The following is a 17365-nucleotide window of genomic DNA, read 5'->3' on the forward strand; positions in this document are numbered from 1 at the left end:
GCAAAAACAATTAGGCTTTTTTTAAGAACTTTTTTCTTGTACATCATTAATGAGCACTTCTCTCGGTTTACTACCCTCATATGGACCTACTACACCGTTCATTTCCATTGCATCAATTAGACGAGCAGCTCGCGTATAACCTACTCTAAATCTACGTTGCAACATAGAAACAGACGCTGTTTGCATTTCCACTACGAGCTGAACTGCTTCATCGTATAATTCATCTTCAACTTGCTGCTTTGTCTCAGGGACATCTTGTGGAATCATATCCTCTTGATATTGTGCTTTTTGCTGCCCAATAACATATTCTACAACTCTCTCAACTTCATCATCTGATAAAAATGCACCTTGTACACGAACAGGCTTTGATGCACCAATTGGTATAAATAGCATATCTCCACGACCTAGCAGCTTCTCTGCGCCACCACCATCAAGAATTGTACGAGAATCCGTTTGAGAAGATACAGCGAATGCAATACGTGATGGAATATTCGCTTTAATAACACCTGTAATAACGTCAACCGATGGGCGCTGCGTTGCAATAATTAAATGAATACCAGCCGCACGAGCCATTTGTGCCAAGCGCATTATCGCATCCTCTACATCCGACGAAGCAACCATCATTAAATCTGCTAACTCATCCACAATTACTACAATATACGGTAATTCAGGTTGTTTCGCTTCCGATTGATTATTATGCGCTTTAATATAATCGTTATACCCTTCAATATTCCGCGTACCACTATGAGCAAACAACTCATAACGGCGTTCCATCTCACTTACAACCTTTTTCAAAGCTTGCGATGCTTTTTTCGGATCAGTTACAACTGGTGTTAATAAATGGGGCACACCATTATATACATTTAACTCTACCATTTTCGGATCGATCATCATTAATTTTACTTCATGCGGTTTTGCACGCATTAAAATACTAACTATAATCCCGTTAATACACACACTTTTCCCACTACCTGTCGCACCGGCTACTAGTAAATGGGGCATTTTATTTAAACGGGCCAATACAGCTTCACCTGTAATATCTCGTCCAAGACCAATTAACAACTTCTCTTCTGGATGATTATTAGCCTTAGAGTCCAGCACTTCCCTAAGTGTTACCATAGAAACTTCTGAGTTCGGAACTTCAATCCCTACAGCTGATTTCCCGGGAATAGGCGCTTCAATACGAATGTCTTTCGCAGCTAAAGCAAGCGCTAAATCATCACTTAAACTAACAATTTTACTTACCTTTACTCCCATATCAGGATACACTTCATACTTCGTAACTGCAGGACCTCTGTGTACTTTTGTCACTTTCGCTTTCACACCAAAACTTTGGAATGTACGTTCCAATTTACGAGCATTTTCATAAATTTCCGCATTTTCATTTGTAACTTGCTTATTTTTTGGGAACTTTAATATATCAAGCGAAGGAAGCTTATAATCTTTATTTTCAACATTTGAAAATTGCATCGGTGGGGCACTTGTTTCCGCCTCTAAAGATTCCACAATTTTTTCTCCACGCTTTTTCTTAGGCTCTTCAATAGGTGGAGCTTCTTCAATAAACGGTGAAGTAATTGGATCTGTTACATGTTCTTCTTCCATCCGTTTATCCTCTTCTTCATTTACAGGATAATTCTCAGTGAAATTTGAAATAATGGGGGGATCAATTTGCATCTCTTCCATCGGCTCAATCACTTCTTCTTGCTCCACAGCACGTGCGTGTCTTGAACTTCTTGTTGTTTTTTTCTTTTCTGTTTGTTCAGCAATCCTTTTTGATCGCCAATCTTTATAATCCCCTTGCATAACTTGAAATTGACTTCTAAGAATTCTACCCACCGGGGCAAGAACTTCTCCAATATGCTTATTTGTTATACAAAGTATTCCAAGAATAACTAAAATAATTCCAATGATATAGGCTCCTACTTCATCAAATAAGAAGTAACATGTTGCGAACATGAGCGCACCAAACATCCCACCGCCTAAGTGAACGCTATCTGGCCCTTTTTTCATTTCAAGAAAGAAGTTATCTTTCGTACTCACAATAACAGAAGTATTTTGCACTGCTCCATCTTTCGTAAGAAGGTTAAATAATGTAATATGACTGAACATTAATATCGCCAATACAATTAAATAAAAACCGATTAACCGTTTATTTAAAAGGTTCGGCCATCCACGTTTTATAACAAACGAAACCGATAAAGCTATTACACCTAACACACCAATTATGTACCACTCACCAAAGAAGAAGCGAAAAAATAACACAAACGATTTCCCTACAACGCCTAGCTGTAAAATCGTAATGATTGAAAGTGCAAAAAGAGCCAAACCGACGATTTCATAATATAGAGTTGGCTTTATCGTACGTCTTGCCTTTGCCTTCGTCCCTCTTTGCTTTTGTTTTGCCATTTCTTCACCTCGTGTTCTACATATAAATAAGGACAACCTCTAAAAAAACTCTACTTATATGTCTGTTTTCTCTATTCTTTCAGGTCTTTATCTCTTCTATTTTTACACTTCTTGTAAAATGTTAAATAAACAGAAGAAAGCAGCCCCCTACTCATGGCTGCTCAACCGTCTTGTTTTTTATATTATACCATAGCTTCTGAACAAAATCCTTCTTTTTGCTAAAAGGTTATTTTCTGACCAGGCTCATACTCTAAGTAGTGAAATGGATTCGTACTTAACACACGCACAATAGAATAACACCCATGTTCCTCTTCAGAAACCATCAATTCAACACCATGTATATTTACAACTTTTTGACTTTCACATTGCGAATAATCGGCAGGGTATACAAGTTGCTCTGGCATAATTGTATATAGAATCATTGTAGCATCGTTCCTTCTGCATTATCATCTGCGCGAGCCTCTATTAATTCGTTTAGTTTTTGAAGTGCACTCCCAATGCCACCCACATCATCAATAAGACCATACTTCACTGCATCTCCACCAATTACATTCGTCCCAATATCTCGGGTCAAATTCCCTTTCGCAAACATAAGTTCTTTAAAACGATCTTCCGTTACTTTCGAATGTTTCGTCACAAATCGAATGACTCTTTCTTGCATTTTATCCAAATACTCAAATGTTTGCGGCACACCTATAACAAGACCGGTTAAACGAATTGGGTGAATCGTCATCGTCGCTGTTTCTGCAATAAATGAATAATCAGTCGAAACTGCAATTGGTACACCAATCGAATGCCCTCCGCCTAAAACAAGAGATACCGTCGGTTTCGAAAGCGAAGCTACCATCTCAGAAATCGCTAGCCCTGCTTCAACGTCTCCTCCAACTGTGTTTAATATTAAAAGCAAACCTTCAATTTTCGGATTTTGCTCAATCGCGACAATTTGCGGGATAATGTGCTCATATTTTGTTGTTTTATTTTGCGGTGGCAACTGAACATGACCTTCCACCTGTCCAATGATTGTTAAACAATGAATACGTGATTCATTCATTTGCGGCACATTCGTTTGTCCAAGCTGTTGAATTTTCTCCACTATTGAAGCTTCTTTCGGAACTTCTTTCGGCCCAGCTTCTTTTTCTTCATTTGTATAACGATCACGTTCTGTCATATCGCATCCCCTTTCACTCGTATATAACTATTATTTCTTAAGTTATAAATTTCATTCGATAGGGTTAAAAAAGAAAAAAGATCACCCGTAAAGGTGATCTTTTTTACACTTCCATAATAATCGGTAAAATCATAGGTTTTCTCTTTGTCTCTTCGTACAAGAACTGCCCTAATAATTCACGAATATTTTGTTTTAACATAGACCATTCAATTGAATATTCTTTAATTGATTGCTCAACAATCATGCGTACAATCTCTGTAGATCGCTCAATTAATGCTTCTGATTCACGAACATATACAAAACCACGTGAAATGATTTCTGGACCAGAGATAATTTTCTTTTCATCTTTACCAAGTGTTACAACAACTACTAATATTCCATCTTGAGATAACATCTTTCTATCTCGAAGAACGATATTACCAACGTCACCTACACCTAATCCATCAATTAAGACATTACCAGCTTGCACTTTACCAACTAAGTTTGCTTCATTATCACCAAAAGCAATTACATCGCCTTTTTCTACGATAAAAATATTTTCTCTTGTAATACCTACATCTTCAGCTAAATATGCATGTGCTTTTTGCATACGAAACTCACCATGTACGGGTACAAAATACTTAGGTTTCATTAAATTTAACATTAGTTTTAATTCTTCTTGACTACCATGACCTGAAACGTGAACTTTTCTTTCACCGTAATAAATAACTTCAGCTCCAGCTCTAAATAACAAATCAATAATTTTCGATACAGATATTTCATTCCCCGGAATTGGAGAAGCTGCAATAATAACAGTATCACCTTTACGAATTGAAATTTGTTTATGAGCTTGCTTCGCCATTCTAGAAAGTGCTGCCATCGGTTCCCCTTGACTACCTGTCGTTAAAATAGCTACCTTTTTCTCTGGGAAGTTGTCTACTTCTTGTAATGAAATAACCATACCTTCTGGAACATCTAAATAACCAAGACGTCTTGCAATGTCTACTACTTTCACCATACTACGTCCTACTACCGCTACTTTTCTTCCTGTTTCGGCAGCCGCGTCAAATACTTGTTGAATACGATGTACGTTCGATGCAAATGAAGCAACGATAATACGACCTTCTGCACCGTAGAACACTTTAGAAATTTCTACACCAACTTCTTTTTCCGAACCTGTATAGCCTGGACGCTCAGCGTTTGTACTATCAGATAATAAGCAAAGTACGCCTTCATTTCCGATTTGTGCCATTTTCCCAAGATCTGCTCCATTATTTCCAATTGGAGTTTGATCAAATTTAAAGTCTCCTGTATACACTACAGCACCTTTTGATGTATGGAAACAAACACCAACAGAATCCGGAATACTATGTGTCGTTCCAAAGAATGACACTGTTGTAGTATTAAACTCTACTGTTGAATTTGAATCGATTGTTTTTAAGTCCACACGGCCTAACATGCCCGCTTCACCAAGTTTTTCTTGTATAAGTCCTACCGTTAATTTCGTTGCATACACTGGAATAGATAATTTACGAAGTACATAAACAATTCCACCAATATGATCTTCATGACCGTGAGTAATAAATAAACCTTTTACTCGCTCTTGATTTTCCACTAAGTATGTAATATCAGGAATAACGATATCAATCCCAAACATTTCATCTCCTGGGAACATTAATCCTGCATCTACAATAAAGATTTCAGAATCAATTTCAACACAGTACATGTTTTTCCCGATTTCACCTACTCCACCAAGAGCAAATACTTTAACAGACTCATTCTCTTTTCTCTTCATGTTGTTGCCTGGTTTAAAAATCTTGCAAACACTGATTTCACTAAAATTGTAGAGACACCAGGGGAAACTCTACAACCACCATATATTCACCGTCCAAGACGAATGTCCTTACCGTTATGCGATATCATGTCCTTGTATATTTTTTAAACCAGGTTTCACCTCTCTTTCATTATATAAATCAAATATCTTATTCGATATGATATGAAAATTTAATTAAATTATAATTTCTTCCAATTTTGCTAAGCATACCCGTACTAAGCTACTTAGCCATATTATACCTGATACAAGAAATAGAACACAAGTTAAATTATATGAAAGACTATATAAGAAGCTAAATTGAGGTTGTAATTTGCGAGGTTTTTTTCCACATACTACCTATTATTTTTTCTACTTATATAAGATATTAATGGAAAAATATACATGTGTGTTCTGTATATAAATATAAAGCACTATTCACTAAAAACACATGATCTCTATAATCAATTTCTAACCAATATTATGCCGTCCCCTTCTTATTACACCTCATTAACTATGCTGTTTTTACCACTCACGTATATTTAATCTAAATAAAAATGACCTAGTTTCACACTAGGTCATTTCTTATTAACGAGGAATAGATTGCATTACAGATTGTAACGTTACTCTTTCTTCTTCTGTTAATGGAAGAAGCGGTAAACGTACAGAACCTACATCTAATCCAACCATTTGTAACGCTGTTTTTACTGGCGTTGGGCTTGGCGCCATAAATAATGAATCCGTTACTCTTACAAGTAATTGATGTAATTTTTGCGCCTTCTTAAACTCTCCCGCTTGGAATGCTGTAATCATTTCTTGCATTTCATCTCCGATAACATGAGATGCTACTGAAACGATACCTTTCGCTCCAACCGCCATAGCCGGTAACGTTAAACCGTCATCACCGCTGTATACTGCAAAGTCGTCCGCTGTTTTTTCAATGATTGCTGTCATTGTTAGTACATCGCCGCCTGCATCTTTAATCGCAACAATGTTTTCTATTTCTGATAAACGAACAACTGTATCAACGGAGATTTGTACAATAGATCGTCCTGGAACGTTATATAGCATAACCGGAAGTGGCGTGCTTTCAGCAATCGTTTTAAAGTGCTGATACATTCCTTCTTGACTCGGTTTGTTATAATACGGCGCTACTAGCATAACTGCATCAACACCAACTTCTGTTGCCTTTTTAGTTAAGTCAACAGAGGCATGTGTATTATTGCTACCTGTTCCAGCGATTACGGGCACCCTTTTATCGACAACAGATACGACATGGCGATATAACGCTACTTTTTCTTCTGAAGTTAATGTAGGAGATTCACCTGTCGTTCCTCCTACCACGATTGCTGTTGTACCGTTATCAATTAAATAATTTACCAATTTCGTTGTCTTTGCAAAATCGATATTCCCGTTTATATCAAACGGTGTTACCATCGCAGTTGCAATTGTCCCAAAATCTATCATGGTCTCACTCCTTATTGTTCCAGTTGCTTTTCTTTTGAAAGCTCAAACGCACTATGTAATGCATTTACAGCCTCCACTAAATCAGTTTCTTTTACAAGAACCCAAATTGTCGTATGACTATCTGCCGATTGCAGAATTTGAATACCTTTTTCTGCTAAAGCTGTAACGATTTTCGCAGTAACCCCTGGGATTCCTGCCATTCCAGCTCCAACGATAGATACTTTGGCACAATGCTCTGTCACAATTGGCTCATATCCAAGTTGTTTCAACACTTCGACAGCACGAGCTGATACATTATCATTTACTGTGTAAGCTACACCAGTAGGAGAAATGTTAATTAAATCAACACTAATGCCTTCGTTTGCCATTTCTTTAAATACATGTTGTTGCAAATCATATGCCGTTTCTTTTGCAAGTACTTTAATTTGCGTTACGTTTGATACGTGGGCAATACCTGTAACAGGACGTTCTTCTACATCCTGCCCTTTTGTAGCACCATCGTATGCTGCAATAAGCGTACCTTCGCTATCAGAATACGTAGAGCGTACACGAAGCGGTACTTTTGCATGCATCGCAATTTCAACCGCACGTGGATGAACGACTTTTGCACCTTGGTAAGCCATATTACAAATTTCGTTATACGTTACCGTTTGAAGATGACGTGCATCTTTTACAATACGAGGATCCGCAGTCATAACACCTTCTACATCTGTGAAGATATCAATAAATTCAGCATGAAGCGCAACACCTAATGCTGAAGCTGAAGTATCGCTACCTCCGCGTCCAAGTGTTGTCGTATCACCTTTTTTCGTTTGCCCTTGGAATCCTGTAACGACGATTACATCTAGATTTTCTAATTCTTCATGTATACGATCGCAATTCATTTCAACGATTTTCGCATTCGTAAAGTCATCATTTGTTACAAAACCAGCTTGTGCACCATTTAATGCCGCTGCTTTTATACCGTTCTCATTTAACATATTAGAGAAAACAATTGCAGAGATTAACTCTCCACATGATAATAATAAATCTTGCTCACGTTTAGAAATAGTAGATTCCTCTTGATTTACAAGACTTAATAACGTATCCGTTGCATACGGTTCACCTTTACGGCCCATAGCAGATACGACAGTAACTACTTTATATCCAGCAGCTAACGATTTTTTTATATGATGAAGCGCATGCTTACGTCCATTTTCATCACGTACTGATGTGCCACCAAATTTTTGAACAATTATTTTCATATTTTGCACCTTCTCTTAGCCGTTTACACTAATTGTAATTTTACTAAGCGCTCTGCAATTTGAACAGAATTCCATGCAGCGCCTTTTAATAAGTTATCAGATACGACCCAAAGATGGAATCCTTTATCGTTATTTAAATCTTTACGGATTCTTCCAACGAATACTTCGTTTTTACCTACTGCAGTAGCTGGCATTGGATATAACTGCTCTTCTGGATTATCTTGCAGAACAATACCTTCTGCATTTGCAAGTAAGCTCTTTAATTCTGCTACTGTTACGCCTTCTTTTTCTACTTCGATGTAAACAGACTCAGAATGCCCTGATACAACTGGTAAACGTACGCATGTTGCCGCTACTTCTAATTCAGGCATATGCATAATTTTTTTCGTTTCATTAATCATTTTCATTTCTTCAAATGTAAATCCATTATCTTGGAACTTATCAATCTGTGGAATCGCATTAAAAGCAATTTGGTAATGTTTTTTATCACCTGATACAGGTAAAACATTCGCCTTAGCTTCTTCGCCATTTAAGATTGCTTGTGATTGTTCATAAAGTTCTTCAATCGCTGCCGCACCAGCACCTGATACAGCTTGATATGTGGAAACGATTACTCGTTTTAAACCATATTGCTGACGAACTGGCTCAAGAGCTACTACCATTTGAATTGTAGAACAGTTTGGATTTGCAATAATACCATTATGTTCTTTTAAATCGTTTTCATTTACTTCAGGTACAACAAGTGGCACGTTTTCTGTCATACGGAATGCACTTGTATTATCAACAACAATCGCACCGCGCTTTGCTGCTTCTGGCGCTAATTGTTTCGATACAGATCCACCAGCACTAAATAGTGCGATATCTACTCCTTCAAAACTTTCAGGAGTCGCCTCTTGAACTGTAAATTCTTCGCCTTTAAATACAAGTTTCTTACCTGCAGATCGTTTAGATGAAAGTAACGTTAATTTCCCGATTGGAAATTCTCGTTTCTCTAAAGTATTTAACATTTGTTCACCAACTGCGCCGGTTGCTCCAACTACAGCGACATGAAAAGTTTTTTGCTTTTCCATCACTATGCCCCTTTCTAGATACCAATCCTTCTATAACTTAGAATTAGAAGGAGTATACAATACCCCTTCTAATCTTAATAACGTTAATTTTATCATATTCTACAGTAAGAATGATGGTTTCATCAAAAATTGTCCGTTTTTTTTCGTTTTTTAATTCATATATCTGAATTTTTCTACGACAACCGGTTGCAATTGTTTTCCTTGTAGCGCTTCTAATACTGTATCTTCCAGTAGCTCCATACGAGCTACCATTGAGTTCGGTTTTTTCTCTGGTGCGTCTTGGCCGAATGGGACGAAGTAGATGTTTTTTGTGGCCATTAGGCGCATGAGATTTACCCCGTTTAATCCTAAAGCATCATTCGTCGAAACCGCCAATACGACAGGCTTACCATTTCTCAGCGTCGCTTTTGCTGCCATTAATACTGGAGAATCTGTCATTGCATTTGCAAATTTACTCATCGAATTTCCTGTTAGTGGTGCAATTACCATACAGTCTAATGGAATTTTAGGTCCTAGCGGTTCTGCGCCAACGATTGAATTAATTGCTTTAAATCCTGTTGTTTCTTCAATCTTTTTAATCCACTCTGCTCCCTCACCAAATCTCGTATTTGTTGATTGAACAGTGTAAGAAACAACGGGACGTATTTCTGCTCCCTCAGCAATTAATTTCTCTAAATGAGGCATCACTTCTTCATACGTACAATGTGAACCTGTAAACCCAAATCCAATTCTTTTCCCTTTTAAATTCATTCCCCATTCTCCTTTCTTGCTATTACGTCTTCTGCTAATAACTGAGAAAGAACGTTCGCTAAAATTTGTCCTGCTGTTTTCGGAGCAACAATCCCTGGCAATCCAGGTGCTAATAGCGCTTTAACTCCTCTTTTTTCTGCGTATCTAAAGTCGGTACCACCTGGTTTAGAAGCTAAATCAATTACTAACGTATGAGCTGGCATTTTTGAAATAACATTCGCTGTCACAACGAGATGTGGAATTGTGTTAATCACAATATCCATATTTCCTACTTCTTTCTCAATGTTTTGCATATGAAAAGGAGAAAACATCATCTCTGTAATACGTGCAATATGTTCCGATCGTCTTGCTCCAACTTTGACGTGGGCTCCTAATGATTGAAATGCTCTGGCAACACTCATCCCTGTTCTACCAAATCCTAAAACCATTACATTGGACCCATGAATTGTATAGTCGGTATGTTGAATTACCATCATTAATGTGCCTTCTACAGTCGGAATAGAATTGTAGATTGCCACATCATCACGATCAAATAATTTAACAAGTTTTCGGTTTGTAGTAGATACGAGATTTTCCAAGTAAGGCGTACCAATACCTGAATATATAGTAAAGTGTTCTGGTGTATTTTCAATTTGTTCTTTCGTTATAGCAACTTTTTCATTTGAAAAAATAGTATCTACTTCTCCTTTGGCATTTGTACCTGCAACTGGCAAAATGATTGCATCTACAGAAGTAAAATCTAAATTTTGTATACTTTCTTTTGCTGCCCCTGTGAAGCCATGATCCAACTGATCAAACCCTATCAATGAAAGTTTCGCATCCAATTCAACTAGTTTACGAATTACTTCTAGCTGCCTTGCATCTCCTCCTATGACAGCAATATGCATCTCAGTCAACATTCCCTAATTCACCTTCTTTTTCTGTCATTTATAAGAAAAGTGCCTACTTTTTCTTTTTCCTCCACATCATATGTAATGTACGAGTTTGAGGTGATTGAAAAACAAAAAGCACATATGATTTATCAGCTTTATATATACAAAAAAAAGACGGCCGAAATGGCCATCTTTCACTCCGAATTTGAATGGTCAGATATATCACAAAGTATCATGTCATGCCCCACTTTCTTAATATCTCTCCATTCCACCCTTACCTCTTGTTGTCCTTTTTTAAAACCTCCCCATTTTGTAACAGGTATGATAAGCGCTTGTATTTGTCCATCGCTCTCATTAATTTCTAAATCTAGATGCCCTAAAACCCCCATTTTTTCCGCTCTTTCTAAATCTACAATTTCTTTACCACTTAATTCACTTAATCGCATACACTCTCCCCCTACCGAATTTTCAATTTAAGTTATCCATTATTAGTACCTATTCTGTATGTCTAAAAAAAATAACCGTATCTCATTTAAAAGAGATACGGTTATTTTCGAGTACATCACAAAAATCAATTATAGTTTTATTCCTTTTGGAAGTTTTCCATCTGGACTAATAAGTGCAGCAGAGAATTCATCCGTAAACATATTGCGAATTAACTCATCTACATTTTGTTTTGTTACAGTGTTTACACTTTCAATAATCTCATCAAGTGAACGATGCTTACGAAGCAGCAATTCATTTTTACCGTTACGGCTCATACGACTATTCGTACTTTCTAAACTTAACATTAAGTTTCCTTTTAATTGCTCTTTACTATTCATAAGCTCTTTTTCTGTAATACCTGTATTTTTCAATGTTTCTAGTGTTTCTTGCATCGTTTCATACAGTGTATCTAATTGTTGGCTACCTGTTCCACCGTACAGTGTTAACATACCTGTATCTTCATAAGAAGAGTGGTAAGAAAATACCGAGTAAGCTAACCCACGTTGCTCACGTACTTCTTGGAATAAACGGCTACTCATACTACCGCCTAAAACGTTATTTAATACGATTAAGTTATAAATATCTTCGTGTCCCATTTGTAAGCCTTTATATCCTAAACATAAATGAGCTTGTTCTGTTTCTTTTTTACGTGCTACCTTATTAAAATGGAAAATTGGGCTATGTACTTGTTCACGGTTTGTTGTTCCTTCATAACTACCGAAATATTGCTCTACTGTTTGTAAAAATGCTTCATCAATATTTCCTGCAACTGAAACAACTACATTTTCAGGTGTATAATGATCTTTTATATATTGACGTAGTGTATCACCTGTAAACGTATCAAGCGTTTCTTCTGTTCCTAAAATAGGATATCCAAGCGGATGCGTTTCATATGTCGCTTTCGTTAACATATCATGCACAATATCATCTGGAGCGTCTTCGTACATTTTAATTTCTTCACATACGACATTCTTCTCTTTTTTCAGTTCTTCCTCATCAAATGTTGAATTAAAGAACATATCTGCTAAAACATCTAAAGCATATTTAGCATGCTCATCTAACACTTTTGCATAGTAACATGTATATTCTTTTGAAGTAAAAGCATTTACTTGTCCACCAATGCTATCAAATGATTCCGCAATTTCGCGCGCACTACGTGTTTCCGTCCCTTTAAAGAACATATGCTCTAAAAAGTGGGAAATCCCGTTATTTTTTTCATTTTCATTTCTTGATCCTGCATGGATCCAAATACCAATCGCAACCGATCTTACAGTTGGTATGTTCTCCATAACTATTCTTACACCATTTTTACAAGTATATTTTTTAATCAAAAACTTTCCTCCTACTACCAGTTTCTCTAAATTAACGCTATTATTTAATGATAACAAGTTTAAGGATGAATGTCATGCAAATGTATTTAATCCACACGTTTTTCATCCAGTAATTCTGTTATATTCCCCACTCTATATCCTTGTTCCTTCAATTTTATAATCATTGTATCTAATGCTTCTGCTGTAGATGAAGTAGGGTGCATTAATACAATGGCACCTGAATGTATTTTTCTCATTACTCTCTGCAATAATACGTCTGGCTCTGGTCGCTTCCAATCAATTGTATCTACTGTCCACATAATCGTTCCCATTTGGAAATCATCTGCAATTTGTACGACTTCATCTCGAAAACTTCCACTAGGCGGGGCAAACCATCTTACTTTTTGATTCGTGGCTGCTTCTATCATTCGATTTGTTTTTTGTAACTGTTCTCGTATTTCATCAGACGATAATGTTTTCATATTAGGATGTGTGTAAGAGTGATTTCCAACTTCTTGATTTGCATCGACAATCATTTTTGCAAATCGTAAATTTTCTTTCACCCAACGTCCTTCCAAAAAGAAAGTTGCCTTCACATCATGTTTTTTCAATATCTCTAATATACGAGGCAAATACTCATTTCCCCATGCCACATTTATTGTTAATCCAACCATCTTTTTATTTGGATGTCCCCTGTAAATTGGGGCTGGTGATAAATCTGCTAAATGGACACTCGGTGATACTTCCTTGAATTCAAGATGTTTTTGATCAAATTTCTTTAGCTTCTTCATATTGTTATAGGATGCTTCAATATCGACTTGTCTTCCATTATATCCAGGTGTTGCTTTCCATATCTTATCAATGATCGCATTTTGAGGTGCAATCTCATATTGTTTTGCATGTTTTTGAATTTCTTCATACAAGTTATCCTGTGCAAAAACGGAATAAGAGCCTAAACTGACATATAAAAAAAATACACATATGTATGCCAATATACGAACTTTCATATAAACCCTCCCATTAACTAAATAAAAAATATTTTTCTTCTTATCTTTGTTAATTTGAGCGTTATAATGAAAACTATACCTATACTGACATAAAAATATGTGTACATCATGTTTTTTACATAACAAAAAAGCCAGTTGAACTGGCTTTTACTTATTGCTGCTCTTGTTTGTTTTCTTCTTTAGCAGCTTCTTTTTCTTGCTCTTCTTTTAGCAATACTTTTCTAGATAGATTTACGCGACCTTGCTTGTCAATCTCGATAACTTTAACTGTAATTACATCACCGATTTTCACAACGTCTTCTACTTTACCTACACGCTCAAGTGCAAGTTCAGAAATGTGAACTAATCCATCTTTACCGCTGAATAATTCAACGAAAGCACCGAATTTCTCAACACGTTTCACTTTTCCTTCGTAGATTTCACCTACTTGTACTTCGCGAACAATATCTTCGATAATTTTCTTAGCTTTGTCATTCATTTCTTGATTTATTGAAGAAATAAATACTGTACCATCTTGCTCGATGTCAATTTTAACTCCAGTTTCTTCAATAATTTTATTAATTTGTTTACCGCTCGGTCCAATAACGTCACGGATTTTATCTGGATTAATTGTCATTGTAATAATCTTTGGAGCGTAAGCTGATAATTCAGTACGTGGCTCTGCAATAACAGATAGCATATGATTTAGAATGTGCACACGACCAACTTTCGCTTGTTGTAATGCCTCTTCTAAAATTTCACGAGATAAACCATCGATTTTAATGTCCATTTGCAGTGCAGTTACACCTTGTGCTGTACCTGCTACTTTAAAGTCCATATCACCTAAATGATCTTCCATACCTTGAATATCAGATAAAATTGTGTAATGCTCACCAGATTTAACTAGACCCATTGCAATACCAGCAACTGGGGCTTTAAGTGGAACACCAGCATCCATCATTGCTAAAGTACTACCACAAATACTTGCCTGTGAAGTAGAACCATTTGATTCTAACACTTCAGATACAAGACGTACTGTATATGGGAAATCTTTTTCAGATGGAATTACAGGCTCAAGAGCACGTTCTCCTAGTGCACCGTGACCAATTTCACGACGACCTGGTCCACGCATCGGTCTTGTTTCACCAACACTAAACGATGGGAAATTGTAATGGTGCATGAATCTTTTTGATTCTTCTACACCAAGACCATCTAAAATTTGCACATCGCCTAAAGCGCCTAATGTACAAATACTTAATGCTTGTGTTTGTCCACGTGTGAATAAACCAGAACCGTGTGTACGAGATAAAATACCAACCTCTGATGCTAAAGGACGAATTTCATCACCTTTACGGCCATCTGGGCGGATTTTTTCAACTGTAATAAGACGACGTACTTCTTCTTTTACAATTTTATATAAAATCTCATTTACTTGTCCTAATGTGTCAGCGTCAGCTTCCTCAGCTTCGTAATGCTCAATTACACGCTTTTTCACTACGTTGATTGCATCTTCACGTGCATGTTTCTCATGTACTTGAATTGCAGAATGCATATCCTTCTCAGCCATCTCACGTACAGCTTGGTTAAGATCAGCATCAACTTCATATAGTTTTATTTCTAATTTCGCTTTACCTACAGCTTGTACAATCTCTTCTTGGAATGCAATTAGACGTTTAATTTCGTCATGTCCAAACATAATTGCTTCTAACATTGTTTCCTCAGGTACTTGATCTGCTCCTGCTTCAACCATGTTAATTGCATCTTTTGTACCAGCTACAACAAGGTGAATATCACTTTGTTCTTGCTGTTCTACTGTTGGATTAATAACGAATTCGCCATTAATACGACCAACTGTTGCACCAGCGATTGGGCCTTCAAATGGAATATCTGAAATCGATAACGCTAATGAAGAACCAAGCATAGCTGCCATTTCAGAAGAACAATCTTGATCAACACTCATTACAATGCTGACAACTTGTACTTCGTTACGGAAACCATCTGCGAAAAGCGGACGAATTGGACGGTCGATTAAACGACTTGCCAAAATTGCTTTTTCACTTGGACGACCTTCACGTTTAATAAAACCGCCTGGAATTTTTCCGACTGCATATAAACGCTCTTCATAGTTTACTGTAAGTGGGAAGAAATCTACATTTTTAGCCTCTTTTGATGCAGTTGCTGTAGATAGAACCGCTGTATCGCCATATCTTACTAATACTGCCCCGTTCGCTTGTTTTGCAAGCTGACCAGTTTCAACTGTTAGCTGGCGACCAGCTAAATCTATCGAGAAGACTTGCTTTTCTTGACTCATTTAAGTACCCCTCTCAATTTAAAGTATTCAATTCTTCTATGTAAATGGATAGTATATCACAATATTCTACCTCTAGTATTGCCGAAAATTAAGTAAGCTATAAAGCGTAGAAGATATATTTTTACCTAACAAAAAAGCGGGAATATTCCCGCTTCTTTGACTATCGACGTAAGCCAAGCTTTGTGATTAATTCACGGTAACGTGTGATATCGCTATTACGAAGGTAAGTTAGTAAGTTACGACGTTTACCAACCATCTTTAATAGACCACGACGTGAATGATGATCTTTCTTGTGAGTACGTAAGTGCTCGTTTAGAGTGTTAATTTGCTCCGTTAGGACAGCAATTTGAACCTCTGGAGAACCAGTATCAGTCTCATGAGTTCTAAATTGTGCAATGATTTCATTTTTACGTTCTTGTGTTAAAGCCATCCTATTTCACCTCCTATTAATTAAACCCCCAATTACCGAGCAAGCGTCGGTGAGTCGCAATGCCAAGCAATGGTTGTCATAAAGTACATAACATAGAATACTACTTTTCATTTGAAAAAGCAAGTATATTCTTTTCACTCGCAAAATATTCTTGTGCTGTTTTCTTATCTTTTGCGATTTGTTCAACTAGCTCATCAATACCATTGAATTTCTTCTCTTCTCTTATACGCATATGCCACTCAACTGTAACACTTTGATCATATATGTCTTTGTTGAATTCAAATAAGTGTACTTCAATAGATAATTGACGCTCATTTTCTTTAAAAGTTGGTTTATATCCAATATTACATACACCATCGTACCATTCATCGTGAACTTTTAATCTCACTGCATAAACACCTACAGGTGGCAATAAATACTCATCACTTAAACCTACATTAGCGGTTGGAAAACCAATTTGTCGTCCACGTTTATCGCCATGTACAACCGTTCCTCCCACTGTATAGGCTCTACCTAAAATAGATGGAATTTGTTCCATTTCACCATTTCGAATTAACTTTCGTAATGCTGTAGAACTTACCTTCTCTTCTTGAAATTCAACTTTTTCAATCACAGTTTGTGTAAACTCCCCTCTTGCATGAAATGGTAAAGTCTCCATCTTCCCTTTTCCTAAACGTCCATATGAATAATCAAACCCTGCTACTACATGCTTTACATTTAAACCAATAATATAATCATCTACAAATTGCTGTGGCAATAAACCTGCAAACGATTCATCAAATTTAATAACATATAATATATCGATTCCTAAGTTTTCGACTATTTTTTCTTTATCACGCATCGGTGTAATATACTCCACATGCGCTTCCTTTTTCCCTAAAATAACAGATGGATGGGGATGAAATGTCATAACTGCACTTTTATATCCGCGTTCATCCGCTATTTGTTTCGCAGTTCGAATCACACACTGATGCCCTAAATGAATGCCATCAAAAAATCCTAATGCCATTACAGTAGGTGGTAATTCTAATTTATTTTGTTCATGTGGATGAGTTAAATGAATAAGTTTCACGCTT

Annotated in this window: 15 protein-coding genes; all 15 read right to left on the minus strand. The window is 36.7% G+C overall.

What is annotated here, in order from left to right:
- Nucleotides 1-21: 21 nt before the first annotated feature.
- Nucleotides 22-2406 (minus strand): DNA translocase FtsK, encoded by a 2385-nt coding sequence (locus F0362_RS18605; protein ID WP_001118764.1) that lies wholly within the window; start codon nucleotides 2404-2406, stop codon nucleotides 22-24.
- Between the two features lie 218 nt (nucleotides 2407-2624).
- Nucleotides 2625-2828 carry a YlzJ-like family protein gene (locus tag F0362_RS18610; protein ID WP_000605018.1) on the minus strand — a complete coding sequence of 68 codons (204 nt, stop codon included), beginning with the start codon at nucleotides 2826-2828 and terminating at the stop codon, nucleotides 2625-2627.
- Nucleotides 2825-3574, minus strand: a complete 750-nt coding sequence (tepA, locus tag F0362_RS18615) for a translocation-enhancing protein TepA (protein WP_000139820.1) — start codon at nucleotides 3572-3574, stop codon at nucleotides 2825-2827. Before tepA ends, F0362_RS18610 begins: the two co-directional genes overlap by 4 nt.
- Before the next feature lie 103 nt (nucleotides 3575-3677).
- Complete coding sequence (locus F0362_RS18620) at nucleotides 3678-5348, minus strand: ribonuclease J (RefSeq protein WP_000823093.1); 1671 nt, start codon at nucleotides 5346-5348, stop codon at nucleotides 3678-3680.
- Nucleotides 5349-5951: 603 nt separating this feature from the next.
- A complete protein-coding gene (gene dapA, locus F0362_RS18625) occupies nucleotides 5952-6830 on the minus strand; it encodes a 4-hydroxy-tetrahydrodipicolinate synthase (RefSeq protein WP_000564769.1) in 879 nt (292 codons plus the stop codon).
- An 11-nt stretch (nucleotides 6831-6841) separates the two neighbouring features.
- Nucleotides 6842-8074 (minus strand): aspartate kinase, encoded by a 1233-nt coding sequence (gene dapG / locus F0362_RS18630; protein WP_000692465.1) that lies wholly within the window; start codon nucleotides 8072-8074, stop codon nucleotides 6842-6844.
- Between the two features lie 23 nt (nucleotides 8075-8097).
- Entirely contained in the window at nucleotides 8098-9144 is a 1047-nt protein-coding gene (gene asd / locus F0362_RS18635; RefSeq protein WP_098209614.1) for an aspartate-semialdehyde dehydrogenase, read from the minus strand.
- 150 nt (nucleotides 9145-9294) lie between these two features.
- Nucleotides 9295-9894 carry a dipicolinate synthase subunit B gene (gene dpaB / locus F0362_RS18640; protein WP_001049474.1) on the minus strand — a complete coding sequence of 200 codons (600 nt, stop codon included), beginning with the start codon at nucleotides 9892-9894 and terminating at the stop codon, nucleotides 9295-9297.
- Nucleotides 9891-10793: a dipicolinic acid synthetase subunit A gene (gene dpaA, locus F0362_RS18645; protein ID WP_000954729.1), complete on the minus strand. Its 903-nt coding sequence runs from the start codon at nucleotides 10791-10793 to the stop codon at nucleotides 9891-9893. Before dpaA ends, dpaB begins: the two co-directional genes overlap by 4 nt.
- 167 nt (nucleotides 10794-10960) lie before the next feature.
- Nucleotides 10961-11212: a YlmC/YmxH family sporulation protein gene (locus tag F0362_RS18650; RefSeq protein ID WP_001239743.1), complete on the minus strand. Its 252-nt coding sequence runs from the start codon at nucleotides 11210-11212 to the stop codon at nucleotides 10961-10963.
- Nucleotides 11213-11341: 129 nt separating this feature from the next.
- Nucleotides 11342-12583: a M16 family metallopeptidase gene (locus tag F0362_RS18655; protein WP_000592990.1), complete on the minus strand. Its 1242-nt coding sequence runs from the start codon at nucleotides 12581-12583 to the stop codon at nucleotides 11342-11344.
- An 86-nt stretch (nucleotides 12584-12669) separates the two neighbouring features.
- Nucleotides 12670-13569 carry a polysaccharide deacetylase family protein gene (locus F0362_RS18660; RefSeq protein WP_000868233.1) on the minus strand — a complete coding sequence of 300 codons (900 nt, stop codon included), beginning with the start codon at nucleotides 13567-13569 and terminating at the stop codon, nucleotides 12670-12672.
- A gap of 151 nt (nucleotides 13570-13720) precedes the next feature.
- On the minus strand, nucleotides 13721-15859 hold the full coding sequence (gene pnp, locus F0362_RS18665) for a polyribonucleotide nucleotidyltransferase (RefSeq protein WP_000076735.1): 2139 nt from the start codon (nucleotides 15857-15859) through the stop codon (nucleotides 13721-13723).
- A 160-nt stretch (nucleotides 15860-16019) separates the two neighbouring features.
- Entirely contained in the window at nucleotides 16020-16289 is a 270-nt protein-coding gene (gene rpsO / locus F0362_RS18670; protein ID WP_001229392.1) for a 30S ribosomal protein S15, read from the minus strand.
- A 100-nt stretch (nucleotides 16290-16389) separates the two neighbouring features.
- Nucleotides 16390-17361, minus strand: a complete 972-nt coding sequence (ribF, locus tag F0362_RS18675) for a bifunctional riboflavin kinase/FAD synthetase (protein WP_000766713.1) — start codon at nucleotides 17359-17361, stop codon at nucleotides 16390-16392.
- Nucleotides 17362-17365 lie beyond the last annotated feature (4 nt).

It is taken from the genome of Bacillus sp. BS98 (assembly GCF_008432245.1).
Classification (GTDB): domain Bacteria; phylum Bacillota; class Bacilli; order Bacillales; family Bacillaceae_G; genus Bacillus_A; species Bacillus_A toyonensis.